Below are 22,237 nucleotides of genomic sequence, written 5' to 3'. Positions count from 1 at the left end.
CCGTCGCGTGTAGGGCACGCGGCTAAGATCGCCGCATGAATTCACCTGTGTTTGCCGCCCTGTTTCCGGTGGTGTTGTTGACTGCTATGGGTTTTATAGCTGGTCGAGCAGGCTGGATAAGGGCTGGAGCCATTAAAAACCTCTCAAGCCTGGTGTTTCTGCTGCTGCCTGACCTGGAGTGACCTCGGGGCGGCCCAACGACTCAACACGGAGTTTTATGCAATTTCTGCAATCCCTTCCGATCTCGGCACAAGCCATCGGGTTGCTGCTGCTGTCCAACGTGTTCATGACCTTTGCGTGGTACGGCCACCTGAAGAACCTGGCGACCGCGCCCTGGTACATCGCCGCGCTGGTGAGCTGGGGCATTGCGCTGTTCGAGTACCTGCTGCAGGTGCCTGGCAACCGCATCGGCTTCACGCTGTACAACATCGGGCAGCTCAAGATCATGCAGGAGGTCATCACCCTGACGGTGTTTGTCCCCTTCGCGGTGTTCTACCTCAACGAGCCGCTCAAGCTCGATTACCTGTGGGCGGCGCTGTGCATGGTGGGCGCGGTGTACTTCATCTTCCGGTCGGCCTGACCCAGGGCCTTGGGAGCGAGCGGATCTTAGCCAGGCAGGGGCCGCGGATCTGGCTTTGCCAGTCCGCAGGCGCAGCGGCCCCCTCGGGGGGGCAGGGAGCGACACGTAGTGCGCGACCGTGGGGGCGTTAAACTCCCGATAGTCACAAATCTGTCATATATAACTGACATGCACCCCCGAGGAGTTGAAGATGCTGTTTGGCAAACTGTTGCCGCGTGAAGGCAATTTTTTCGAGTTGTTCAACCAGCATGCTGACCGCATCGTGGAGGCTGCCCGCGCGTTCTCCAACCTGGTGGCCAACTACAGCGATGTGCAAAAGCGCGAAGCCTACAACCGGGAAGTCGACAACGCCGAACGCGCGGCCGACCGGATCACGCAGGAGGTCAACCGCATGCTGCACAAGACCTTCATCACGCCGATCGACCGCGAGCAGATCCATTCGCTGATCAACACCATGGACGATGTCTGCGACCTGATCCAGGACTCGGCCGAAACCATGGCGCTGTACGACGTGCACCACATGACCGAGGAGATCGTGCGCCTGACGGACCTCAGCGTCAAATGCTGCGAGCGCCTGAAAGACGCGGTCGCCCTGATCGGCAGGCTCAGCGACGCCGCCACGGCCGAAGCCGCCCTGAAGACCTGCGAGGAAATCGACAAGCTCGAGTCCGATGCCGACCGCGTCATGCGCTCGGCCATGAGCAAGCTGTTTCGCGAAGAGCCTGATGTGCGCGAAGTCATCAAGCTCAAGGCGATTTACGAGCTGCTGGAAACCATCACGGACAAATGCGAAGACGTGGCCAACCTGATCGAGGGCATCGTCCTCGAAAACTCCTGAACATGGAGACCGTACAGACGGCCCTGTGGGTGGTGGTCATGCTGGTCATTCTGGCGGTGGCCTTCGACTTCATGAATGGCTTTCATGATGCGGCCAACTCGATTGCCACCGTGGTGTCGACCGGGGTCCTCAAGCCCGGGCAGGCGGTGCTGTTTGCAGCGACCTTCAATTTTGTCGCCATCTTTGTCTTTCACCTCAGTGTGGCCGCCACCGTGGGCAAGGGCATTGTGCAGCCGGGTATTGTCGACACCCATGTGGTGTTCGGCGCACTGATAGGCGCCATCAGCTGGAACCTGGTGACCTGGTACTACGGCATTCCCAGCAGTTCCTCGCATGCGCTGATTGGCGGGATCGTCGGCGCGGTGATGGCCAAGTCGGGCGCCGGGGCATTGGTGGCCGGCGGCATCCTGAAAACCGTGGCCTTCATTTTTGTCTCGCCGTTGCTGGGTTTTCTGCTCGGCTCGCTGATGATGGTGCTGGTCGCCTGGGTCTGCCGCCGCGCCACGCCGTCGCGCGTGGACCGCTGGTTCCGGCGCCTGCAGCTGGTCTCGGCCGGCGCCTACAGCCTGGGCCATGGCGGCAACGATGCGCAGAAAACCATTGGCATCATCTGGATGCTGCTGATTGCCACCGGCTACACCTCGGCCAGCGACAGCGCCCCGCCAACCTGGGCGATTGTCAGCTGCTACGTCGCGATTGCCGCGGGCACCATGTTCGGCGGCTGGCGCATCGTGAAAACCATGGGCCAGAAAATCACCAAGCTCAAGCCCGTGGGCGGCTTCTGTGCGGAAACCGGCGGCGCCATCACGCTGTTTCTGGCCACCGGTCTGGGCATTCCGGTGTCGACAACCCACACCATCACCGGCGCCATCGTCGGGGTGGGTTCCACCCAGCGCGCCTCCGCGGTGCGCTGGGGCGTGGCCGGCAACATCGTCTGGGCCTGGGTTTTCACGATCCCGGCTTCGGCCTTTGTCGCGGCCATCGCCTACTGGGTCAGCCTGCAGGTTTTCTGATCACGTCCGGATTTAGCGCGCGGGCGATCTTCGTCAAGCAGGGGCCGCGGATCTGGCTTTGCCAGTCCGCAGGCGCAGCGGCCCCCTCGGGGGGCAGGGCGCTACACGCAGTGAGCAACCGTGGGGGCGCTACCTCTTTTGGCTGATCTTGCGCGCTTCTTCAACCTGGTATTCAAAGTAGCGCTGGAAGCTGAACACGATGCTGGACATCAGCGCAATCGTGCCGAACAGCAGGGCCAGGACCACGGCCGCCATGGTGATCCAGTTGGTTTTGCCGCAAGCACTGTCCGGTGCAACCGACGGGTTGTGTTTGGCATTCCATTTTTCGGGGGCCATCAGGCCGTAATAAATCGCCGTCAGCGCCGTGGCCGCCAGGGTGAAACCCAGCAGCGGTACCAGCGCCCACGCCAGCTGGTCGTCCTGGCCGTACTGCCGCACGCGCTGAACGCCCCACCAGCCCAGGGCAGCGGCCAGGGGATGCAGCCAGGCCGGCAGATCGCGCCATCCGTACAGGTAGAGGCGATGGATGCCCAGCTGGCCGCCGGCAAAAGCCAGCCAGGCGGCCAGTGTCTTGTTCTTGTTTTTCATGAATGCAATCAGGGGCGGGAGGGTGAGGAAGAGGGGGGCGCGGTATCCAGGGGTGGCGAAGTGTCGCCGGCGCCCAGTGTTTTCTGCATGATCACAATATCACGCCAGGCGCCCATCTTCCAGCCGCAGGACTCGACGACGCCCACCAGCGTGAAGCCGAGCGCGCGGTGCAGGCCGACCGATCCCGCGTTGGCAGAATCGCCGATGATGGCCATGATCTTGCGAATGCCGGCGGCCTCGCAGCGCGCCAGCAGTTCGGTCAGCAGGGCGCGGCCTAGCCCTTTGCCCTGCTGGCCGGGTGCCAGGTAAATCGAATCCTCCACCGAATAGCGGTAGGCCGGCCGGGGCTTGAACCAGTTGCCGTAGGCAAAGCCGACCACCTCGCCGCCCACTTCGGCGACCAGGTAGGGCAGTCCCTTGGACAACACGTCGGCACGGCGCGTGGCCATGTCCGTCACGCTGGGCGGTTCGGTTTCAAAGGTGCCGGTGCCGCCCAGCACATGGTGGGCGTAAATGGCGGTGATGGCCGGCAAATCGGTGTCAAGGCTGGCTCTCAGGAGGGTCATGGCGTGCCAAAAATGGGTTGGAAGGACGTTGGGGAAACGCAGCGGACGGGACAGCGGCAGGCCGCGGGTTATAATCTGCGGCTTTGCAGCATTTCGCTGGCCGGGTGCCATGTCGTGTGTCTCAAGCGCTGCAGGAACATTTTGGGGTGATTTTTTTTCACCTCACCACCCGAAGGATAAATCATGGTCGTCATCCGACTCTCGCGCGGCGGTTCTAAGCACCGTCCATTTTTCAATATTGTTGTGGCTGACAAACGCGTCCGCCGCGATGGCCGTTTCATCGAACGCATCGGTTTTTACAACCCGATTGCCAAAGGTGGCGAAGAAGGCCTGCGTATCGAGCAGGACCGCCTGACCCACTGGCTCGGCGTGGGCGCACAAGCGTCCCCCACCGTGCTGCGCCTGGTCAAGCAGGGCGCTGCTGCAGCTCCCAAGGCTGCCTGATTGTCGGGTTCCTGAATGTTGCCCGGCCTTGAGCCGTCTGGCCTGCCAGACGATGCGGTTGAAGTCGGGCGCATTCTTGACGCCTGGGGCGTCAAGGGCTGGGTGAAAATCCTGGCCCACAGCGCCTCTTCCGAGGCGCTTTTTTCTTCCGGCCGCTGGTTTCTGCAGCCGCCGGATACCAAACACCGGCCCGGTTTTGACGCTTTCTCCGGTACCGTGGTGCTGACGGTCAGCGAATCCAAAACCCATTCCGACTCCGTGGTGGCCAAGTTCGAGGGCATCGACGACCGTACGCCGGCCGAGGCCCTGCGCGGCGCGCGCATTTTTGTGCCGCGCAGCAGTTTTCCCAAGGCCGGCAAGGACGAGTATTACTGGGTCGACCTGCTGGGCCTGAACGTCGTCAACCGCGAAGGTGTGGTGTTGGGCAAGGTGCGCGACCTGATGGCCACCGGACCGCATTCGGTGCTGTGTGTCGAATACACCGAAGGCGAGCAGATACTGGAGCGCATGATCCCCTTTGTGGCCGCCTATGTGGATGCCGTCGATCTGCCGGGCAAGAGCATCACGGTGGACTGGCAGCCTGACTATTAAAGCCCCCGAGGTAGAGCCCCCACGCTTGTCGCTTCGCGTACTGCGCTGCCCCCCGAGGGGGCGCTACGCCTGCGGCCCGGCGAAGCCGGTTCCGCTGCCCCGGCTGGTCTAAACCTTCCCTGGCAGCGTCGCTAGGCGGTTCATGACGCAAAATAGTAGAACCATGCGTTTTGACGTCATCACACTTTTCCCCGAGCTGTTTGCGCCGTTTCTGACCAGCGGCGTGACGCGCCGTGCCTACGAATCCGGCCTGGTCGAGGTGAAGTTGTGGAACCCACGCGATTTTGCCGAGGGCAACTACCGCCGGGTTGACGACCGTTCCTTCGGCGGCGGCCCCGGCATGGTGATGCTGGCCGAGCCGCTGGCGCGCTGTCTTGAAAAAATCCGCGAGGACCGCGCCGAACCGGCCGGCCAGCAGGCGCCGGTGGTCCTGTTTTCGCCGATCGGGCGTGCGCTCGACCATGGCGGCGTGGCTGCGTGGTCGGCCAGCGCTGGTGCGGTCCTGATCTGCGGCCGCTACGAAGGGCTCGACCAGCGTTTTATCGACACCTATGTGGACCAGCAGATCAGCTTGGGCGACTTTGTGCTGTCCGGTGGTGAAATTGCCGCGATGGCCTTGCTGGACGCGGTGGCGCGCCTGCAACCGGGCGTGCTCCATGACGAGGGCAGCCACCAGTTCGACAGTTTCAACCCGGCGCTGGATGGCCTGCTCGACTGCCCGCATTACACCCGGCCCGAGACCTGGCGCGGCCAGACGGCCCCGGAGACGCTTTTGTCGGGCAACCACGGCCACATCGAGCGCTGGCGCCGCGAGCAGCGCCTGGCCCTGACTCGGCAGCACCGGCCAGAACTGCTGGACAAGGCCCGCGCAGCCGGCAGCCTGACTGCCGCCGATGAGGCCTTTTTGAGCGATCTGCCGTCGCAAAAGGCCCCGAAGCCATAAATGGCTATAATCAAAGGCTTTTCGGTCCTCTGGCGGCCACTGCAACCATCTTGACCATCCCCTGATGTGTCCATGGATTTGCGGTCTTTAGCGTAGCGCGTGTATGAACGAAAAAGTTAGATGGAATAAATCATGAATCTGATCCAGACCCTAGAGCAGGAAGAAATTGCCCGCCTGAACAAGACCATCCCCGTGTACGCCCCCGGCGACACCGTGATTGTCAGCGTCAACGTGGTTGAAGGTACCCGCAAGCGTATGCAGGCTTTTGAAGGCGTCGTGATTGCCAAGCGCAACCGCGGCCTGAACTCCAGCTTCATCGTGCGCAAGATCTCCAACGGCGAAGGCGTCGAGCGGACCTTCCAGGTCTACAGCCCGCTGATCGCCAAGATCGAAGTCAAACGCCGTGGTGACGTGCGTCGTGCCAAGCTGTACTACCTGCGCAGCCGCAGCGGCAAGTCGGCCCGTATCAAGGAAAAGCTGGGCGCCAAAGCTGCATAAAACAGCCGGCCCGCAAAAAAAAGCCGCTCTCCGGAGCGGCTTTTTTTATGCCCTGTTAATCTTGCGTTCTCATGACGACGCCCCGGTTCACCACGCCTTTGCCCACCTTTGATCCCCGCAGCATCCCGGTGATCGGGGTGGACACGCACCTGTCGGGCGTGCCGGCACAGGAACTGACGCCGCAGGCCCTGCGCCAGCGTTTCCGGCACCCGCCGGTCTGGACGCCGGAACACAGTGTTGAAAAGAAGTTTTCCAACCGTGAACCGGCACTGGCGGCGGTGCTGCTGCCACTGGTCATGCGTGATGAACTGACGCTGCTGCTGACGGAGCGGGCCGGCAACATGTCCACCCATTCCGGCCAGATTGCGCTGCCCGGCGGCAAGACCGACGACACCGACCACGATGCGGTGGACACGGCCCTGCGCGAGGCGCACGAAGAAATCGGACTGACGCGCGAGCATGTGGAGGTGCTGGGCATCCTGCCCACCTATGTCACCGGCACGGCCTTCATCATCACGCCGGTCGTCGCGCTGGTGCGGCTCGGTTTTGCGCTGCAGCCCAGCCCGTCCGAGGTGGCCGACATTTTTGAAGTGCCGCTGCGTTACCTGATGGACCCGTCCAACCACCAGCGCCATGAGTTTGAGTTCGATGGTGTGCTGCGCCAGTGGCTGTCCATGCCCTACATGGGGGATGAGGGCGCGGACGCGAAGGAGCGCTACATCTGGGGCGCGACGGCCGGCATGCTGCGCAACCTCTACCGCTTTCTGAGCGCATAGACAAGCCACCCCCGTCCAGGCTCACTGCGTGTAGCCTGTTCCCCCCTCAAGGGGCGGCGCCTGCGGTCTGGCAAAGCCAGTCCCGCGGCCCCTGCTGGTTGCGTTCACTGAACTCTTCAACCCAGCATGGGCCGCGGGTCCGGCTCCGCCGGTCCGCAGGCGCAGCGCCCCTTTGGGGGCTGAGCGCGACACGCAGTGCGCGACCGTGGGGGCAGTTATGATTTGCCATGAGTTTTTTTGCTGTTTTGTTTGCACTCATCATTGAACAGGCCAGGCCGCTGGCGCGCGGCAACCCGGTTCATGCCGGCTTGCGCCGCTGGGCGCGCTGGGCCAGCCGCAGCCTGGACGCCGGCAAGCCGCAACACGGCTGGGTCGCCTGGGCCACGGCGGTGGTGGGCCCGGCCCTGCTGACCCTGGTGGTGCACTGGTTGCTCTGGAGCGTCAACGGTGTGCTGGCTTTTGCCTGGAGCGTGGCCGTGCTTTATGTGACGCTCGGCTTTCGCCAGTTCAGCCACTATTTCACCGACATACGCGATGCGCTGGATGACGGCGACGAAGCGACCGCGCGCGAGCTGCTGGCGCAGTGGCGTCAGGTCGATGCAAGCGAACTGCCGCGCAGCGAAATCGTGCGGCATGTGATCGAGTATTCGGTGCTGGCCGCGCACCGCCACGTGTTTGGCGTGCTGGCCTGGTTTTCGGTGCTGGCTGCGCTGGGCCTGGGGCCGGCCGGTGCCGTGCTGTACCGCATGGCCGAGTTTGTCTCGCGCTACTGGGCCTACAAGTCCAACTCGACCGGCGAAGAGACAAGCCCGGCCCTGCAGCAGGCCGCTGCGCGGGCCTGGGGCGTGATCGACTACGTGCCGGCACGCCTGACCTCACTGGGGTTCGCGGTCGTGGGCAGTTTCGAGGACGCGATCGACGGCTGGCGCAACTACATGCAGCGTGCGCCCGCGGGGCCGGAAAACCGCAACGACGGCGTGATCCTGGCCGCGACCTCGGGAGCGGTCAACGTGCGCCTGGGCGGCGAAGCGTTGAAAGCTGCGTTTTCTCCCGACGCCTCCCAGGGCTTCCAGGCCGACGGCATCGACGCAAGCGGCCCGCAGGCCACCGAGAGTACGCCGGGGCGTGAGCCGGAGGTGGGGCACCTGCGCAGCATCGTGGGCCTGGTCTGGCGCTCCGTGGTGCTCTGGATGATGCTGCTGGCGCTGCTGACGCTGGCGCGCCTGCTGGGCTGAACGCTGCAGCAGAGGTTCTCCGTGACTTCCCAGACCTCCTTCTGGAGCCCGGCCCTGCGAGGGCTGACCCCTTACACACCCGGCGAGCAACCTGTCATCGAAGGCCTGGTCAAGCTCAACACCAACGAAAATCCGTATCCACCATCGCCCCGGGTTGTTGCGGCCATCACCGCCGTCGCGCAGGAGGGACTGCAGCTCTACCCCGATCCGCAGGCTGCCGGGCTCAGGCAGGCGATTGCGGATTTTCACGGCATCGCTGCCAGCCAGGTATTTGCCGGCAACGGCTCGGACGAGGTGCTGGCGCATGCTTTCTTCGCTTTTTTCCGGCAAGCCCGCCCGGTGCTCATGCCGGACATCAGCTACAGCTTCTACAAGGTTTACTGCGGCCTGTACGGTATTGAATCCGCCTTGGTCCCGCTGGATGCGGCCATGCGCGTCCAGGTGGCGCATTACCGGTCTTCCTGCGGTGGCGTGGTCATCGCCAACCCGAACGCGCCAACCGGCACAGGTTTGCCGCTGGCCGAAATCGAGCAGCTGCTGCAACAACAAAGCCAGTGTGTGGTGCTGGTCGATGAAGCCTATGTGGATTTCGGCGGCGAAAGCGCCATCGGCCTGATCGCCCGCTACCCGAATTTGCTGGTGGTTCAAACCTTGTCCAAATCACGTTCGCTGGCGGGGCTGCGTGTGGGGTTTGCCGCCGGCCAGCGCCACCTGATCGAGGCGCTGGAGACCGTGCGGGACAGCTTCAATTCCTACCCGCTGGACCGCCTCGCACTGGCGGGTGCGATGGCCGCGTACGAGGACCACGCCTGGTTTGAAACCACGCGTGCAGCCGTCATCGCGAGCCGCGAAGACCTGGCGCGTGATCTGCAGGCGTTGGGTTTTGAAGTGCTGCCGTCACAGGCTAATTTCCTGATGGTCCGCCATCCCGCGCATGACGCCGCGGCACTGGCCGCGGGCTTGCGCGAGCAGCGCATCCTGGTCCGCCATTTCAGGCTGCCGCGTATCGAGCAGTACCTGCGCATCAGTGTGGGGACGCCCGCACAGTGCGCAGCGCTGGTGCAGGCCTGCCGCGCGCTGGTGAGCGGTTGAACCTTTTCAGTAACGCGGGGGCTGCGACAGCTCGGCGAAAAGTTCGCTATACAAACGATAGCGGCTAGCGCTTATTTCGCTTGGGCCAGAGGCTGATTTGACCTCTGAAATCACGCCACAACCGGGTTCGTGCAAATGGGTGCAGTTGTAGAACTTGCAGTCCTGCGCATGGGCCTTGAGGTCGGGCATGTAGTTGGCCAACTGCATCGGCTCGATGTGGTGCAGGCCGAACTCCTGAAAGCCCGGCGAATCGATCAGCGCGCTGGTTCTGGCGTCGTCGAGCCAGTACAGCGTGGTGCTGGTGGTCGTGTGTTTGCCTGAATTGAGCGCTTGCGATATTTCGGCGGTCAGCACCTGGGCGCCCGGAATCAGCAAGTTGGTCAGGCTGCTCTTGCCGGCACCGGAGGGGCCCAGCACCAGCGTTTTTTTGCCGCGCAGCAGCTCGCGCAGCTGGGCGGTTTGCGCGTCGTTGGCAATGGGGGTGTCGGTTTTCGGCTTCACCGCCAGCGGCACCACCTGGTAACCCATGGCGCGGTAGGGCGCCAGCTTGGTCCAGGCGCGTGCAAAGGGTTCGGTCAGGTCGCTTTTGTTGAGCGCGATGATGGGCGTGATGCGCTCGGCCTCGGCCGCGATCAGCGCGCGGGTCAGCTGGCTCTCCGAGAACTCGGGCTCGGCCGCGATCAGGATCAGCACCTGGTCGAGGTTGGCCGCAAACGACTTGGTGCGCATGTCATCCTGTCGGTAAAACAGGTTGCTGCGTTTTTCCACCTTCTCTATCGTGCCTTCGTCCTGAGAGGGCAGCCACAACACGCGGTCGCCGACAACGGCCTGGCTTTTCTTGCCGCGTGGATGGCAGATCAGGCGCTGGCCGTCGGGCGTTTCCACCAGGCAATGCCGGCCGAAACCGGCCACCACCAGGCCGGGCAGGGTCCCGGCGGAAGAAACAGTGGTCAAGCCAGCAGCGCGTCAACCTTGGACGCGCAGAAAAAGTCACTGACCGAAATGCCGTTCACGTCGTGTGTGTTGAAACGCACCGTGCATTTGCCATAACTGAGCGCCAGGTCCGGGTGATGGTCCTCGGCATTGGCAATGAAAGCCACGGCGTTGGCAAAACCCATGGTCTCGTGGAAGTTCCTGAAGCTGAAGGTTTTTTCCAGCGAACCGTCGATCAGACGCCAGCCCTGCGGTTGCTCGCCGTTGAGCTGGCTCAGCTGCGTGACGATTTCGGTGGCGCTCAGCGCGCGGCGGTTCTGGTGGATGGGGTTGCTCATGCGGAGGTTCCGGTGGGTGCACCCATGCGGGACAGCCGTTCCGAGGCCGGTGGGTGCGAATAATAAAACTTCACATACACCGGGTCGGGCGTCAGTGTGCTGGCGTTGTCCTGGTAGAGCTTGAGCAGGGCGCTTTGCAGATCCCGGCCGTCGGTCTGTGCGATGGCATAGGCGTCGGCTTCAAACTCGTGCTTGCGCGAGAGCTGGGCAAACAGTGGCGAGATGAAAAAACTGAACAACGGCACCACCAGCAAAAACAGCAGCAGGGCCAGCGCGTCGTTGCTGCCGGTCATGTTGGGCCGCACGCCAAGACCCGTGTAAAACCAGACCTGGGTGGACAACCAGCCCAGCAGCGCAAAACCGGCCAGGCTCATGGCAAACATGGCGGCGATGCGCTTGATGATGTGTTTGTGTTTGAAGTGGCCGAGTTCGTGGGCCAGCACCGCGTCGACTTCGGCGGGGCTCAGCTGTTTGAGCAGGGTGTCGAAAAACACCACGCGTTTGGACGCGCCGAAGCCGGTGAAATAGGCGTTGGCATGGGCTGAACGTTTGCTGCCGTCCATCACGAACAGGCCCTTGGCGGCAAAGCCGCAGCGCTGCATCAGGGCGGTGACGCGCGCCTTCAGGCTTTCATCTTCGAGCGGCTGGAACTTGTTGAACAGCGGCGCAATGACTGTGGGGTAAAGCACCAGGACCAGCAGGTTGAAACCCATCCACACGCCCCAGGCCCAGAGCCACCACCAGACACCGGTGCTGCCCATGATCCAGAGGATCAGCGCCACGATGGGCAGGCCGATCACCAGGCCGACCACCAAGGACTTCACGAGGTCGCCCAGCCACAGCTTGAACGTCATCTTGTTGAAGCCGAAGCGTTCTTCGATGCGAAAGGTGCTGTACAGCGTGAAGGGCAAATCCAGCAGCCCGCTGATCAGCCCAAAGGCAGCCAATAGTGCAAGCTGGGGCACCAGGGGGCCGTAAGCGGCCAGCCCGGAATTCATCAACGTCTGGTTGAGCAGATCGATGCCCCCAAGCAGCGTCCAGCCGACCAGCACGGCCGTTCCAAAAGCCAGCTCGAGCAGGCCGAAGCGCGCCTTGGTGATGGTGTAGTCGGCGGCTTTCTGGTGCGACGCCAGCGAAATCGTGGCGGCAAAGGCGGCAGGCACCTGGTCGCGGTGCCGCGCCACATGGCGGATCTGGCGCGAGGCGAGGTAGAACTTCGTGAGCAGCACCAGCACCAGGGCGCTCGAGAACACCAGGGTAAAGACAAGGGAATAGTCAGCCATGGGGGAAGTTTAGGCGATCAGCGAGAATCGCAAGATGGCTGAAAACGAAACCCTGCTGAAAAAATCCGATCTCAACCTGGTCTGGATCGACTGTGAAATGACCGGTCTCGACCCGGAAAAAGAGCGGCTGATCGAAATTGCCGTGGTCGTCACCGGCCCGCAACTGACGCCGCGTATCGAGGGTCCTGTGCTGGTGATCAAGCAGTCCGACGAACTGCTGGCGCAGATGGACAACTGGAACAAGGGCACACATGGCCGCAGCGGCCTGATCGACAAGGTCAAGGCCAGCACCGTGACGGAAGCCGATGCCGAAAAACAGCTGCTGGCCTTCCTGGCGCATTACCTGCCCAAGGGCACCTCGCCGATGTGCGGCAACACCATCAGCCAGGACAGGCGCTTCCTGGTCAAGTACATGCCCAAACTCGAGGCGTTTTTTCATTACCGCAATGTCGATGTCAGCACCTTCAAGGAACTGGCCAAACGCTGGCGGCCCGAGGTGTACAGCGCGTTCAAGAAGCAGCAAAGCCACACCGCGCTGGCCGATGTGCATGAATCCATCGACGAGCTGGAGCATTACCGGACCCACTTCCTGAAGTGATTCAGGCCTCCGGCCCTTGCCGGGCGGGTGCTGGCGGCTATTAAAAAGAGAGCAAATAACCGGTGTCCCCGGCGGTTGCCGGCAGGTTTGAAGGACTTTCGGAGATGGGGGACTGGTGTAAACCCGTAAACCATGCCATAATCAGCGGCTTGACGGATGCACGGGGTGCACCGCATTTGTACATCTACCTCACACTTTTGGGCTCTACCAACAGAGCCATCGCTTCAGGCACCGGTTTTTCCGGAAGTCGCCCGAACCGAAATATTCGTTTGATGGTTGATGTTTTATTAACCACAAACGAAGCCTTCCGCAGCGCGGCAGGTGGTCGTTTCTTGTTCGCCTGCTCAAACCACAAGTGGAGCAGCGCGCAAGTGATTTGTGAGAAAAAACATGACTGATTCTTTTGAAGCTCGCGGCGACTTTATGGCCGAAGCAAACATCGACACCGAGACCAGCCTGGTTGCGGATTTTTCCGACGCGCCTGCCGCCGAGGAAACTTCGCTCGACGCCATCGCTCCCGAGCCCAACGGCTTTGTGAAGCTGGGTCTGGCCAAGGAACTGCTGCAAGCCGTGGCCGACATGGGTTTCACCCAGCCGACCGCCGTGCAGATGGCAACCATCCCCAAAGCCATGCAGGCGCTGGATGCTGACGTCAAGGCCGACCCCAAAGCCAAATTCACCGATCTGCTGGTTTCCAGCCAGACCGGCAGCGGCAAGACCGCCGCTTTCCTGCTGCCCGTGCTGCACACCCTGCTCAAGCAGCAGGAAGAGGCCGAGCGCAACGAACGCGCCGAATTTGAAAGCCTGAGCGCCGAGGCCGTCGCCCGCGGCGAAGCCCCGCTGAAAAAGCCCAAGCGCAAGGACCCGACCAACGCGCGCAATTTCAAGGCTGCCACCCCTGGCGCCCTGATCCTGTGCCCGACCCGCGAGCTGGCCCAGCAGGTCTGCGCCGACGCGATTGACCTGGTGCGCCATTGCCGCGGCCTGCGTATTGCCAACGTCGTTGGCGGCATTCCTTACCAGTTGCAAATTGCCAAGCTGCAAAACGCCGACCTCGTGGTGGCCACCCCTGGCCGCCTGCTGGACCTGCAGCGCAGCATGCAGATCAAGCTGGATCAGGTGCAATTCCTCGTGGTCGACGAAGCCGACCGCATGCTGGACCTCGGCTTTGCCGACGACCTGACCGAAGTCAACCAGCTCACCATCGAGCGCAAGCAGACCATGATGTTCAGCGCCACCTTTGCGCCGCGCATCATGCAGCTGGCCACGCGCGTGATGCGCCAGCCCCAGCGCGTGGAGATCGACTCCCCGCACGAAAAACATGCGTCCATCACGCAATCGCTGCTGTGGGCCGACAACATGACCCACAAGCGCAAGCTGCTGGACCACTGGCTGCGCGACACCACCATCAACCAGGCCATCGTGTTTGCATGCACGCAGGTCGAGTGTGATGGCCTGGCCAACGATCTGGTGCAAGAGGGCTTCAGCGCCGTGGCGCTGCACGGCGCCTTGGGCCAGGGCCTGCGCAACCGCCGCCTGATGGCTTTCCGTGACGGCCGCGTGCAGATCCTGGTCGCGACCGACGTCGCTGCCCGTGGTCTGGATGTTCCGACCATCACCCACGTGATCAACTACGGCCTGCCGATGAAAGCCGAAGATTATGTGCACCGCATTGGCCGTACCGGCCGTGCGGGCCGCGAAGGCCAGGCAATCACGATTGCCGAGTTCCGCGACCGCCGCAAGATCCAGGACATCGAGCATTACACCCAGCAGAACCTCAAGCCCAGCGTGATCGCCGGCCTGGAGCCGCAGCAGCGTTTTGCACCCACCTCCGATCGCCCGCGCGGCAATTTCGGTGGTGACCGCAATGACCGCGGTCCGCGCAGCTTCGGCGGCGGTGGCGGCGGCCGTTTCGGCAACGACCGTGCGCCTTCGGGCGGTTTCGGTGGCGGCGCTGGCGGCGGTTACGCCGGCAAGAAGCCAGCCTTCGGCGCCGATCGCGGTGGTTTTGGCGGCAACCGTGATGACCGTGGCGGTGACCGCGGCGGTTTCTCCAACAACCGCAATGACCGTGCGCCTTTCCAGGCACCGGCTGGTGGTGCCTTCAACGACCGTGACAACCGCGGCTCGCGTCGTGACGACCGCGGCTTCGGCAACAACAACAACGGTGGTTTTGCCCAGCGCGACGAGCGTGGCGGCGAGCGCAGTTTCGGCGGCCGTCCGGAAGGTTTTGCATCAGCCCCCCGCGGCGATTTCGCAGACCGCAAACCGGCGTTTGCCAAACCTGCCGGCAAGGTGTTTGTTCCGCGTGACGCCCACAAGCGTCCGGCACGCCCTGCACGCTGATCGTTGTTCAGGCAACAAAAAAGGCCCGCTTTGCGGGCCTTTTTTTATGGGCGTCAGCTTGAGGCTTCAACTCATGCCGTTGCGGCTGGCCAGCTCGACAAACAGGCCCGAATGGTCCAGCTCGCCGAGGCCGTGGGCTATGCCTTCGGCGTACAGCTGCTCGAACAGCCTGGTGACCGGCGCCTCGAAGCCGATTTCCTCCGCGGTGGCCAGCGCATTACGCATGTCCTTGAGCTGGATCGCCAGTCGGGCGCGGGAGGTGAAGTCGCGCTCGACCATGCGCTGACCGTGGACCTGCAGGATGCGGCTGTCGGCAAAACCGCCGGTGATGGCTTCCTTGACCTTGGCCATGTCGGCGCCGCCCTTGGTGGCAAACAGCAGGGCCTCGGCCACGGCGCCTATCGTGATGCCGACAATCATCTGGTTGGCCAGCTTGGTCAGCTGGCCCGCACCATGGGAACCGACGTGGGTGGCGCGCCCGAAGACCTGGAGCACCGGCAGGGCACGTTCAAAATCTGCCGCCTTGCCGCCCACCATGATCACCAGCGTGCCGCTGTCGGCGCCGCCCGTGCCGCCGGACACCGGCGCATCGAGGTGCGCGACACCGAGCGCGCCCAGGCGTGCGGCATGGTCGCGCGCCTCGCGCGGCTTGATCGAGGCCATGTCGATGAACAGGGCGCCCGGCTTCATCGCTGCAGCGACCCCCTGGGTGAACAGCACCTCTTCCACCACCAGGCCGTTTTCCAGCATGCCGACCACGATGTCGGCGCCCGTTACCGCCGCGCTGGCCTGTGCATGAACGGTCGCGCCCAATGCCGTCAGTGAAGCGGCCTTGGCCGGCGTGCGGTTCCACACCTGCAGGGCATGGCCGGCCTCACACAGGCGCCTGGCCATGGGCAGGCCCATGCTGCCGGTGCCCAGAAAGGCGATGCGGGGGATGACTGTCTTGCTGCTGGGGCTCATGAAATGTTCCGGGCTGTGGGGTGGCCACCATCATGCGGCACACGGCAGAAAAAAGGCTGTCAGGCAGCTTTCTTCACGGCCGGCGAGAACATGGTTTCCATCTCGTTGCGCACCTTGTACGCCGGGGTGGAGGTGTCCATGGCCACATCGGCCCAGCTCAGGCTCTGGCCTTTCCTGACGGCGCGCACGACCTTGACGTTGTGCGCCAGGCCCAGCGGCAGGCCGCCCATCTTCACCGAGGTGTCGGCCGGCAGCAGCTTGCCCCAGACGGTGTAGCCGCCTTCGCCGTCCAGCATGTCGCCGGGTTTCAGATCGCGTTTGGCGGTGGCCACCACGTCGGCGTTCCAGCAGGTCGCGACGCCGGTGGGTTCGCCGCGCAGCGCGACGCTGGCCACCGACACGCCGACTTCGAGCCCGATCAGGTGCCAACGCTTGTAGAGCGTGAAGTAGCGTCCGCTCGGGTCGGTGTGCGCGTTGTACTCTTCAAAGCAATTCTTGATGTAGTCGGTCTCGGCTTCGACCGTGACCCAGACGCCCATGCGGATGTCGTAGGGGATCTTGCGACCGTTGGCTTCCAGCGAGGAGATCACTTCCACCATGCCCTTGCGCTCAAGCACGCCGCCTTCGCTGATCGGTCGGGTGACGAAGGGAATGTCCTCGACGCTGGCCGGCGGATACAGCAGGCCATTGCTGGGCACCGTCAGGCCGGTGGCGTTGGCCACAGCGGTCGATTCGATCGAGGGTTTGGAGCCGTCGAGAAAGCTGTTGAACATCTTGGGGTTGAGTCCGCCGCGCTCGGCCTGCTCCGGCGTGAGGCCGTAGTTGCCCCAGACCGTCTCGGGTGTCGATTCGGAAAAATGCGGCAGCCACTTGTGACCGCGGCCTGCCGCCACCACCGGAAAACCGCAGGTGCGCGCCCAGTCCACCAGGTCGCAGATCAGCGCCGGCTGGTCGCCGAATGCCAGCGAATACACGACACCGGCTTGCGCCGCCTTGCGCGCCAGCAGCGGGCCGCAAAAGGCGTCGGCTTCCACCGTGACGTTGACCACATGTTTGCCGTGCGCAAACGCCTGCAGGCAGTGTTCGACCGCGGCGACCGGGTTGCCGGTGCACTCGACGATGATGTCGATCTGCGGATGGGTGGCCACTGCATTCCAGTCGTCGGTGATCCAGGTCGCTCCTGTTTTGATAGCTTCCTGCGCAGAAGCAGCCTGGGTAAGGGCCGGATTCCAGCCTACACGGGCGAGGTTGGTGCGGGCGGCGGCTGGCGACAGGTCGGCAATCGCGACCAAGTGCACGCCGGGCGTGCGCGGAATCTGCGCCAGGTACATGGAACCGAACTTGCCGGCGCCTATGAGGCCGATGCGGATGGGTTTGTTGTCGGCCGCGCGTTGCTGGAGTTTTGTATAGAGATTCATTGGGTACTTCCGTAAATCCATTTTTCGGGCGAATTGCGTCGTTGTGCGGTGCTCGCAATCCTCATGTACAGGAAGTACATTCCGGTTGCTGTTCTCCGGGCGCCTTGCACTTCATCCCGAAATTCTGAATTTCCGGAAGCACCCGAAGTCGTCGATTTCAGGCCGCCTTGCGCTCCGGCACGATTTCTTCCATCGAGGTCTGCAGCGCGGTGGCCGGCACGCCGTCTTTCCACGGCAGGTCCATCGGGTAGTCCTTCAGCAGGCAGTCGTCCGGCAGGCATTCGATGGGTGTGAAGTCGCGGTGCGCGATGTATTCCGGGCGCTTGTGGCGGCGGATGTGGTTGCTGACCGCACACAGGCTCAGGTAGACACTGACCCGGTTGAAGGGCGACAGATTGCTGCCCGAAGCGTGGACCAGGCAGGAGTGGAACAGGATCATGGAGCCGGCCGGGCCCTTGGGGCTGACAATGCCGCCTTGCTTGCCGCCGGCACGCTGCACCAGCTGGCGGATCAGGTCGTTGTCCACCGTCCACAGCGGGTAGCTGGTGGTGGTCAGGTCGTGTTTGGCATCGACCACGCCTTTTTTGTGGCTGCCGGGGATGAACATCAGCGGGCCGTTGTGTTCGGTCACATCGTCGAGAAAAATCGCCACGTTCATCGCGCGTTCGGTCGGCATCATGTCGTCGTTGAGCCAGGTGCCGTAGTCCTGGTGCCACTGCCAGACGTCGCCTTCAAAAGCCATCTTGCCGTTGATCTTGAACTGGTGCATGTAGAGCTTTTCACCGAGCAGGTCTTCGACCGGCTCGATCATGCGCGGGTGCCGGCCCAGTTTGGCAAAAGGCTCGCTGTACATGTGGGCCGCGAAGTTGGTACGCACCGCGTCCTTGCCTTTTTCGCGCACGTTGTAGTCCTCGCGCCGGCTGTAGAGCTCGGGCACGGCGTCGTTGAGGGTCTGTGTTTCTTCCGGCGTGAACAGGCCGGGGAAAAACAGGTAACCGTCGCGGTCGAATTGGGCGAGTTGTTCAGCAGTCAGGTTCACGGGTGTCTCCTTGGGGTGGTGGTCAGGCGGTGTTCTCAGGCGGGCAGGGCGGTGGACGGGGGCGTCGGGTGCAGGGCGCTGGACAGCAGGCTCGAGAGGTTGTGGCTGGCGTCTTCACCGTGCTGGCGGATCAGATTTTCGGCGGTGGCCTCATCGCCAGCGCCTATGGCTTGGGCGATGGCCTCGTGTTCGTCCCAGATCGATTCGCGCATGGTGGACACCTGCAGCACCGCGCCCATGGCACGGCGGATGTGGTGCCAGTGCAGTTGCGCGCTCTGGGCGATCAGGGGGTTGCCGGAGGATGCATAAATGGCGCCGTGAAATTCCGCGTCGGCGGCCATCATGGCCTTGACATCGTGGCTGCGTGCGGCGGCGCGCCCCTGGCTGATCAGCGCCGGCGCGATCTGGAAGCGGGACCGCGCGGCCAGCCGGGCGGCCAGTGCATCGAGCGCGCTGCGCACCTGGTACACCTGCATCAGCCAGCCCACATCCAGCGGTGCGACCAGCACGCCGCGGCCGGGGGCGTCGAGCACAAAGCCATCTTTTTTCAGTAGCCGCAAGGCCTGCAGCACCGGCTGGCGCGACACGGCCAGCTGCTCGGCAATGTCCTCCTGCGTGATGCGGGCGCCCGGCGCCAGCGAGCCCTCACTGATCGCGTCGAGCAGGCTTCGGTAGACCTGGTCCACCAGGTCGGGGCTGGATTCGATTTTGATGAGCTGGGGTGTCATGGTTTTAATTCTGTATACAGAATACGATGATTGACGGTCAAGCTGAAGCGGGTTTACCCGAGGGCCTGATGGGCGCGTCCGACTGTGCCAAGATGACGGGCGGAACAAGTTCTTTATGCCGATTCTTCAGGAGCCCTCATGACCCGACCCGATCCCGCCTGGCTGGACCGCATGTACAACAACCGCGCCCTGGTCCCCGAACACGCGGCGCATTTCGCCCGCTGGGCCCAGACGTCCGCGCAGGCGCGCAGCAGTCAGCCCTGTACGCTGGACCTGGCTTACGGCGCGAGCCCCGGCGAGAAACTCGATGTGTTTCCTGCAGCCCGGGCCACGCCGGGCGGCGCGCCGGTGCTGGTGTTTGTGCACGGCGGCTACTGGCGCTCACTCGACAAGTCCGAGCATTCGTTTGTGGCGCCGGCTTTCACGGCGGCGGGCGCCTGTGTGGTGGTTCCCAATTACGACCTGTGCCCGGCGGTGACGATTCCCGAGATCACGCTGCAAATGGTCAGGGCGCTGGCCTGGACGTACCGCAACGTGGCGCGTTTCGGCGGCGATCCGAAACGCATCACGGTGATCGGGCATTCGGCGGGCGGCCACCTCGCGGCCATGCTGCTGGCCTGCCTGTGGCCGGTGCATGCGAAGGACCTGCCGGCCGATCTGGTGAAAAACGCGCTGTCGATTTCGGGCCTGTACGAGCTCGACTCCGTCATGCACACGCCTTTCCTCAAAGACGCGCTTCAGCTGACACCCGCGCAGGTCGCGCAGGCCAGCCCGGCCTGGCTGCCGCCGCCCAAACAGGGCGTGCTCTATACCGTGGCCGGTGCCGATGAAAGCGAAGAATTCCTGCGCCACAACGCGCTGATCGAGAAGGCCTGGGGGCCGCGCGTGGTGCCGGTGCGCGAAGCCCTGCTGGGGCTCAACCATTTCAGCATCGTCGAGGCGCTGGTGCAGCCCGGCCACCGGTTGCACCAGCTGGCGCTGCAACTGGTTGCCGCGACAGCCTGATACCAACCGGCGCGGCTAGATCGCCACGTCGTAACCGAGCGCCACATCAGATGCCGGTTGGCCGCCGCGAATGGCCCAGTTCTCACGCGGCGCCTCGCGCAGCAAAACCTTGAGATGGTCGGCTGGAATACCGCACAGGCCCAGCCTGTGTGTGATGGCCTGGTACAACACGCGTTTGGTTGCCAGCGAACGCCCGGTGAAACAGTCCAGGGTAACCAGGGTGTAGCGCTCGCCCTTGTCTGCCGGGCCGGCAAAGCGCCGCGCTTCGTGGACAAATAGCCGGACCGAAATCGTCCAGGGCGGGACCTTCAAGGCCTCGATCACCGCGGTTTGCACGGCGGCAATCAGCGCGGTTTCTTCGTCCGGGGAATAGTTGCGACGGATTTCAATGGCGGCAGTGGGCACGGATGCTGGTTTTCAATGGGGAGTGACCACTGTACTGCCCGCAACCTTGCCGCACAAAGTCTTACATCAGCAGGTGCTCGCCGGCGTTGTCGCCGCCCAGGATGACGTAGTTGACCTTGCGGATGTCCATCAACCGGGTGCCGCCTGAATAACTGATGGCGCTCTGCACGTCTTCCTCCATCTCGCGCAGCGTGTCCTTGAGGCTGCCCTTGACCGGCTCGAGGATGCGTTTGCCTTCGACGTGTTTGTACTCGCCCTTGTTGAAGTCCGAGGCGCTGCCGTAATACTCCTTGAAAAGCCGGCCATCGACCTCCACGGTTTTGCCCGGGCTTTCCTCCAGGCCGGCCAGCATGGAGCCGATCATGACCATGGTCGCGCCGAAACGGATGGACTTGGCGATGTCGCCGTGTTCGCGGATGCCGCCGTCGGCAATGATGGGTTTGGTCGCCACACGCGCGCACCACTTGAGCGCCGACAGCTGCCAGCCGCCGGTGCCAAAGCCGGTTTTCATCTTGGTGATGCAGACCTTGCCGGGGCCGATGCCGACCTTGGTGGCGTCCGCGCCCCAGTTCTCCAGGTCAATCACCGCCTCGGGCGTGGCCACATTGCCGGCAATCACAAACGATGTGGGCAGTTTTTCTTTCAGACAAGCCACCATGCGCTGCACCGTGTCGGCGTGGCCATGGGCGATGTCGATGGTGATGTAGTCGGGCGCCAGGCCTTCGGCCACCAGCTGGTCCACCGTGTCGTAGTCGGCCTGTTTGACACCCAGCGAGATCGATGCGTAAAGCCCCCGGGCCGCCATGCTTCTGACAAAAGCCAGGTTGTCCAGGTCGAAGCGGTGCATCACGTAGAAATAGCCGTTTTGCGCCATCCACACACTGATCGATTCGTCGATCACCGTCTTCATGTTGGCCGGCACCACCGGGATGCGAAAGCGCCGGTTGCCCAGCGTAACGCCGGCGTCGCATTCGGAGCGGCTTTCCACGCGGCATTTGCGCGGCAGCAGCAGGATGTTGTCGTAGTCGAAGATTTCCATGGATTCCAAGCCTTTAAAAACTGTTGGGAACAGAAGGCACTTGGACTGGACCGGCTTTCGCTGCCTGGACGGCAACAAAAAACTCTCGCAAGAGAGTTTCAGCGGAGGCTGACGTGCCCGCAGGGCTTGTCATGCCGAAGCTAAAACCGGGCGCAATTGCTTGGGCCCGGTGATTGATTCTAGGCGCTTGTGCGGGGGGCGCGGAGTTGCGGCGGCGTATAGCCGTTATACGGCCAGGCAGATGGAGAGAGGGAGGGCGCTATTTTCCGGCGCAGCGCGATTGTGCCGCCGCGACGATGCGCCCACTGGCGTCCTGCACCCAGCCGATGACCCGCAGCCGGTCGGTGTTCGTGCCCGCCGGCACATCCATGGAGCGCGACTCGATGAATCGCAGTTGCTCCTGTTTTGATAGCTGGTTGCGCCCATCCCATTGGACTTGAAGCAGGTTTCGTACAAGATGGCGAGGTACGGGTGAGCCTTCGGTACCGGCCGGGAGCGTTTCCACCAGGGCCAGCCAGCCCGTCCAGGGCTGGCCGGTGGCCCGTGCTGCCGCCCCCTTGAACGCGATGGACGCGCCGATGTAGCCGGAAACCGGCAGGCCGTGCGCCACACGCAGCGCGCCCGCGCGGCCCTGCACCGGCGTGCGGAGGGTCTGGCTGGCCGCCGGCAGCGCCGTGCCCAGCGCCCCCAGGCGCTTGAGTCCATCACGCGTGGCCACCGCAGACAGCGGGGCGTCCTCGCCCTGGCCGCCGGGCAAGACCCAGTCCAGCGCCACGGCGCCGCGGGCGGCGGGCGGGGTGGCCGGGTCGGTCCAGCAGGTGGCGCAGTCGGCATTGATGAAACGCTCCACCAGGGCCACCGGGCGCGGCTGGCCATCGCTGGCGCAGGAAGACTGGGCCAGGGCCGGCTGGGCCAGGCCGGCGGCCAGCAGAAGGGCCGATAACACGGTTACTCGGGCGGCAAGGGGATGGGGCATCG

At 63.5% G+C, this 22,237-nt stretch carries 26 protein-coding genes and 1 pseudogene; 15 read left to right on the top strand and 12 right to left on the bottom strand.

Features of this window, described 5'->3' with window-relative positions; translation table 11 throughout:
- Positions 1 to 35 precede the first annotated feature (35 nt).
- From B7X65_RS02950 to B7X65_RS02935, 4 genes and pseudogenes are all read left to right on the top strand, one after another.
- A pseudogene (locus B7X65_RS02950) lies at positions 36 to 167 on the top strand (AEC family transporter); the annotation flags it as partial.
- 50 nt (positions 168 to 217) lie between these two features.
- Positions 218 to 580, top strand: coding sequence for a DMT family protein (locus B7X65_RS02945; protein WP_293592555.1), 363 nt, complete (start codon positions 218 to 220; stop codon positions 578 to 580).
- A 190-nt stretch (positions 581 to 770) separates the two neighbouring features.
- Positions 771 to 1,418: a DUF47 domain-containing protein gene (locus tag B7X65_RS02940; RefSeq protein WP_293592553.1), complete on the top strand. Its 648-nt coding sequence runs from the start codon at positions 771 to 773 to the stop codon at positions 1,416 to 1,418.
- A 2-nt stretch (positions 1,419 to 1,420) separates the two neighbouring features.
- Entirely contained in the window at positions 1,421 to 2,431 is a 1,011-nt protein-coding gene (locus tag B7X65_RS02935) for an inorganic phosphate transporter (RefSeq protein ID WP_293592551.1), read from the top strand.
- Between the two features lie 129 nt (positions 2,432 to 2,560).
- Here B7X65_RS02935 and B7X65_RS02930 read toward each other — a convergent pair whose 3' ends face one another.
- Together B7X65_RS02930 and B7X65_RS02925 are read right to left on the bottom strand one after the other, a co-directional pair.
- Positions 2,561 to 3,019: a hypothetical protein gene (locus tag B7X65_RS02930; RefSeq protein WP_293592549.1), complete on the bottom strand. Its 459-nt coding sequence runs from the start codon at positions 3,017 to 3,019 to the stop codon at positions 2,561 to 2,563.
- Between the two features lie 8 nt (positions 3,020 to 3,027).
- Entirely contained in the window at positions 3,028 to 3,585 is a 558-nt protein-coding gene (locus tag B7X65_RS02925) for a GNAT family N-acetyltransferase (protein ID WP_293592547.1), read from the bottom strand.
- Positions 3,586 to 3,768: 183 nt separating this feature from the next.
- Here B7X65_RS02925 and rpsP point away from each other — a divergent pair, with 183 nt between their 5' ends.
- The 7 genes from rpsP to hisC all read left to right on the top strand — a co-directional run bounded on the left by rpsP (position 3,769) and on the right by hisC (position 9,164).
- A complete protein-coding gene (gene rpsP, locus B7X65_RS02920; RefSeq protein ID WP_096668573.1) occupies positions 3,769 to 4,029 on the top strand; it encodes a 30S ribosomal protein S16 in 261 nt (86 codons plus the stop codon).
- Between the two features lie 15 nt (positions 4,030 to 4,044).
- The gene (gene rimM / locus B7X65_RS02915; RefSeq protein WP_293592544.1) at positions 4,045 to 4,620 is read left to right on the top strand and encodes a ribosome maturation factor RimM; all 576 of its coding nucleotides are present in this window, start codon (positions 4,045 to 4,047) and stop codon (positions 4,618 to 4,620) included.
- 163 nt (positions 4,621 to 4,783) lie between these two features.
- Positions 4,784 to 5,563, top strand: a complete 780-nt coding sequence (gene trmD / locus B7X65_RS02910; protein ID WP_293592542.1) for a tRNA (guanosine(37)-N1)-methyltransferase TrmD — start codon at positions 4,784 to 4,786, stop codon at positions 5,561 to 5,563.
- A gap of 132 nt (positions 5,564 to 5,695) precedes the next feature.
- On the top strand, positions 5,696 to 6,061 hold the full coding sequence (gene rplS, locus B7X65_RS02905) for a 50S ribosomal protein L19 (RefSeq protein ID WP_096668567.1): 366 nt from the start codon (positions 5,696 to 5,698) through the stop codon (positions 6,059 to 6,061).
- Between the two features lie 71 nt (positions 6,062 to 6,132).
- On the top strand, positions 6,133 to 6,837 hold the full coding sequence (locus tag B7X65_RS02900) for a CoA pyrophosphatase (protein ID WP_293592540.1): 705 nt from the start codon (positions 6,133 to 6,135) through the stop codon (positions 6,835 to 6,837).
- A 227-nt stretch (positions 6,838 to 7,064) separates the two neighbouring features.
- Positions 7,065 to 8,072 (top strand): CobD/CbiB family protein, encoded by a 1,008-nt coding sequence (locus B7X65_RS02895; RefSeq protein WP_293592538.1) that lies wholly within the window; start codon positions 7,065 to 7,067, stop codon positions 8,070 to 8,072.
- Positions 8,073 to 8,093: 21 nt separating this feature from the next.
- Positions 8,094 to 9,164 carry a histidinol-phosphate transaminase gene (gene hisC, locus B7X65_RS02890; RefSeq protein WP_293592536.1) on the top strand — a complete coding sequence of 357 codons (1,071 nt, stop codon included), beginning with the start codon at positions 8,094 to 8,096 and terminating at the stop codon, positions 9,162 to 9,164.
- Between the two features lie 6 nt (positions 9,165 to 9,170).
- On the opposite strand, the gene rsgA is transcribed toward hisC, so the two are convergent.
- The 3 genes from rsgA to B7X65_RS02875 are packed head-to-tail and all read right to left on the bottom strand — an operon-like array spanning position 9,171 to position 11,718.
- Positions 9,171 to 10,118, bottom strand: coding sequence for a ribosome small subunit-dependent GTPase A (gene rsgA / locus B7X65_RS02885; protein ID WP_293592534.1), 948 nt, complete (start codon positions 10,116 to 10,118; stop codon positions 9,171 to 9,173).
- A complete protein-coding gene (locus B7X65_RS02880) occupies positions 10,115 to 10,435 on the bottom strand; it encodes a 4a-hydroxytetrahydrobiopterin dehydratase (RefSeq protein WP_293592532.1) in 321 nt (106 codons plus the stop codon). Before B7X65_RS02880 ends, rsgA begins: the two co-directional genes overlap by 4 nt.
- Positions 10,432 to 11,718, bottom strand: coding sequence for a M48 family metallopeptidase (locus B7X65_RS02875; protein WP_293592530.1), 1,287 nt, complete (start codon positions 11,716 to 11,718; stop codon positions 10,432 to 10,434). The genes B7X65_RS02880 and B7X65_RS02875 overlap by 4 nt, the downstream gene beginning before the upstream one ends.
- Positions 11,719 to 11,752: 34 nt before the next feature.
- Here B7X65_RS02875 and orn point away from each other — a divergent pair, with 34 nt between their 5' ends.
- The 3 genes from orn (at position 11,753) to B7X65_RS02860 (ending at position 14,662) form a co-directional block, all read left to right on the top strand.
- Positions 11,753 to 12,316, top strand: a complete 564-nt coding sequence (gene orn, locus B7X65_RS02870; RefSeq protein WP_293592528.1) for an oligoribonuclease — start codon at positions 11,753 to 11,755, stop codon at positions 12,314 to 12,316.
- A gap of 197 nt (positions 12,317 to 12,513) precedes the next feature.
- On the top strand, positions 12,514 to 12,714 hold the full coding sequence (locus tag B7X65_RS02865; RefSeq protein WP_293592526.1) for a hypothetical protein: 201 nt from the start codon (positions 12,514 to 12,516) through the stop codon (positions 12,712 to 12,714).
- Positions 12,707 to 14,662 carry a DEAD/DEAH box helicase gene (locus tag B7X65_RS02860; protein ID WP_293592524.1) on the top strand — a complete coding sequence of 652 codons (1,956 nt, stop codon included), beginning with the start codon at positions 12,707 to 12,709 and terminating at the stop codon, positions 14,660 to 14,662. The genes B7X65_RS02865 and B7X65_RS02860 overlap by 8 nt, the downstream gene beginning before the upstream one ends.
- A gap of 66 nt (positions 14,663 to 14,728) precedes the next feature.
- On the opposite strand, the gene B7X65_RS02855 is transcribed toward B7X65_RS02860, so the two are convergent.
- From B7X65_RS02855 to B7X65_RS02840, 4 genes are all read right to left on the bottom strand, one after another.
- A complete protein-coding gene (locus tag B7X65_RS02855; RefSeq protein WP_293592522.1) occupies positions 14,729 to 15,625 on the bottom strand; it encodes an NAD(P)-dependent oxidoreductase in 897 nt (298 codons plus the stop codon).
- A gap of 59 nt (positions 15,626 to 15,684) precedes the next feature.
- A complete protein-coding gene (locus B7X65_RS02850; RefSeq protein ID WP_293592520.1) occupies positions 15,685 to 17,043 on the bottom strand; it encodes a Gfo/Idh/MocA family oxidoreductase in 1,359 nt (452 codons plus the stop codon).
- Positions 17,044 to 17,200: 157 nt separating this feature from the next.
- Positions 17,201 to 18,082, bottom strand: a complete 882-nt coding sequence (locus B7X65_RS02845) for a phytanoyl-CoA dioxygenase family protein (RefSeq protein WP_293592518.1) — start codon at positions 18,080 to 18,082, stop codon at positions 17,201 to 17,203.
- 35 nt (positions 18,083 to 18,117) lie between these two features.
- Entirely contained in the window at positions 18,118 to 18,810 is a 693-nt protein-coding gene (locus tag B7X65_RS02840; RefSeq protein ID WP_293592516.1) for a GntR family transcriptional regulator, read from the bottom strand.
- A gap of 138 nt (positions 18,811 to 18,948) precedes the next feature.
- Here B7X65_RS02840 and B7X65_RS02835 point away from each other — a divergent pair, with 138 nt between their 5' ends.
- A complete protein-coding gene (locus B7X65_RS02835; RefSeq protein WP_293592514.1) occupies positions 18,949 to 19,815 on the top strand; it encodes an alpha/beta hydrolase in 867 nt (288 codons plus the stop codon).
- A 15-nt stretch (positions 19,816 to 19,830) separates the two neighbouring features.
- On the opposite strand, the gene B7X65_RS02830 is transcribed toward B7X65_RS02835, so the two are convergent.
- The 3 genes from B7X65_RS02830 to B7X65_RS02820 all read right to left on the bottom strand — a co-directional run bounded on the left by B7X65_RS02830 (position 19,831) and on the right by B7X65_RS02820 (position 22,235).
- A complete protein-coding gene (locus tag B7X65_RS02830) occupies positions 19,831 to 20,220 on the bottom strand; it encodes a tautomerase family protein (protein ID WP_293592512.1) in 390 nt (129 codons plus the stop codon).
- Positions 20,221 to 20,281: 61 nt separating this feature from the next.
- Positions 20,282 to 21,259: a GMP reductase gene (locus tag B7X65_RS02825; protein ID WP_293592510.1), complete on the bottom strand. Its 978-nt coding sequence runs from the start codon at positions 21,257 to 21,259 to the stop codon at positions 20,282 to 20,284.
- A gap of 259 nt (positions 21,260 to 21,518) precedes the next feature.
- On the bottom strand, positions 21,519 to 22,235 hold the full coding sequence (locus tag B7X65_RS02820; RefSeq protein ID WP_293592508.1) for a hypothetical protein: 717 nt from the start codon (positions 22,233 to 22,235) through the stop codon (positions 21,519 to 21,521).
- Positions 22,236 to 22,237 lie beyond the last annotated feature (2 nt).

It is taken from the genome of Polaromonas sp. 39-63-25, from assembly GCF_002278925.1.
In the GTDB taxonomy this organism is placed as follows: Bacteria; Pseudomonadota; Gammaproteobacteria; order Burkholderiales; family Burkholderiaceae_C; genus Polaromonas.
Note: the sequence above shows the minus strand (reverse complement) of the source record. Positions and strands in the feature narration are given on the sequence as shown.

Excerpts from the sequence above, each read along its gene's own strand:
- B7X65_RS02945 (WP_293592555.1), top strand. The coding sequence starts at position 218 with ATGCAATTTCTGCAATCCCTTCCGATCTCGGCACAAGCCATCGGGTTG.
- B7X65_RS02940 (WP_293592553.1), top strand. The coding sequence starts at position 771 with ATGCTGTTTGGCAAACTGTTGCCGCGTGAAGGCAATTTTTTCGAGTTG.
- B7X65_RS02935 (WP_293592551.1), top strand. The coding sequence starts at position 1,421 with ATGGAGACCGTACAGACGGCCCTGTGGGTGGTGGTCATGCTGGTCATT.
- B7X65_RS02930 (WP_293592549.1), bottom strand. The coding sequence starts at position 3,019 with ATGAAAAACAAGAACAAGACACTGGCCGCCTGGCTGGCTTTTGCCGGC.
- B7X65_RS02925 (WP_293592547.1), bottom strand. The coding sequence starts at position 3,585 with ATGACCCTCCTGAGAGCCAGCCTTGACACCGATTTGCCGGCCATCACC.
- rpsP (WP_096668573.1), top strand. The coding sequence starts at position 3,769 with ATGGTCGTCATCCGACTCTCGCGCGGCGGTTCTAAGCACCGTCCATTT.
- rimM (WP_293592544.1), top strand. The coding sequence starts at position 4,045 with ATGTTGCCCGGCCTTGAGCCGTCTGGCCTGCCAGACGATGCGGTTGAA.
- trmD (WP_293592542.1), top strand. The coding sequence starts at position 4,784 with ATGCGTTTTGACGTCATCACACTTTTCCCCGAGCTGTTTGCGCCGTTT.
- rplS (WP_096668567.1), top strand. The coding sequence starts at position 5,696 with ATGAATCTGATCCAGACCCTAGAGCAGGAAGAAATTGCCCGCCTGAAC.
- B7X65_RS02900 (WP_293592540.1), top strand. The coding sequence starts at position 6,133 with ATGACGACGCCCCGGTTCACCACGCCTTTGCCCACCTTTGATCCCCGC.
- B7X65_RS02895 (WP_293592538.1), top strand. The coding sequence starts at position 7,065 with ATGAGTTTTTTTGCTGTTTTGTTTGCACTCATCATTGAACAGGCCAGG.
- B7X65_RS02880 (WP_293592532.1), bottom strand. The coding sequence starts at position 10,435 with ATGAGCAACCCCATCCACCAGAACCGCCGCGCGCTGAGCGCCACCGAA.
- B7X65_RS02875 (WP_293592530.1), bottom strand. The coding sequence starts at position 11,718 with ATGGCTGACTATTCCCTTGTCTTTACCCTGGTGTTCTCGAGCGCCCTG.
- orn (WP_293592528.1), top strand. The coding sequence starts at position 11,753 with ATGGCTGAAAACGAAACCCTGCTGAAAAAATCCGATCTCAACCTGGTC.
- B7X65_RS02860 (WP_293592524.1), top strand. The coding sequence starts at position 12,707 with ATGACTGATTCTTTTGAAGCTCGCGGCGACTTTATGGCCGAAGCAAAC.
- B7X65_RS02855 (WP_293592522.1), bottom strand. The coding sequence starts at position 15,625 with ATGAGCCCCAGCAGCAAGACAGTCATCCCCCGCATCGCCTTTCTGGGC.
- B7X65_RS02850 (WP_293592520.1), bottom strand. The coding sequence starts at position 17,043 with ATGAATCTCTATACAAAACTCCAGCAACGCGCGGCCGACAACAAACCC.
- B7X65_RS02840 (WP_293592516.1), bottom strand. The coding sequence starts at position 18,810 with ATGACACCCCAGCTCATCAAAATCGAATCCAGCCCCGACCTGGTGGAC.
- B7X65_RS02835 (WP_293592514.1), top strand. The coding sequence starts at position 18,949 with ATGACCCGACCCGATCCCGCCTGGCTGGACCGCATGTACAACAACCGC.
- B7X65_RS02825 (WP_293592510.1), bottom strand. The coding sequence starts at position 21,259 with ATGGAAATCTTCGACTACGACAACATCCTGCTGCTGCCGCGCAAATGC.
- B7X65_RS02820 (WP_293592508.1), bottom strand. The coding sequence starts at position 22,235 with ATGCCCCATCCCCTTGCCGCCCGAGTAACCGTGTTATCGGCCCTTCTG.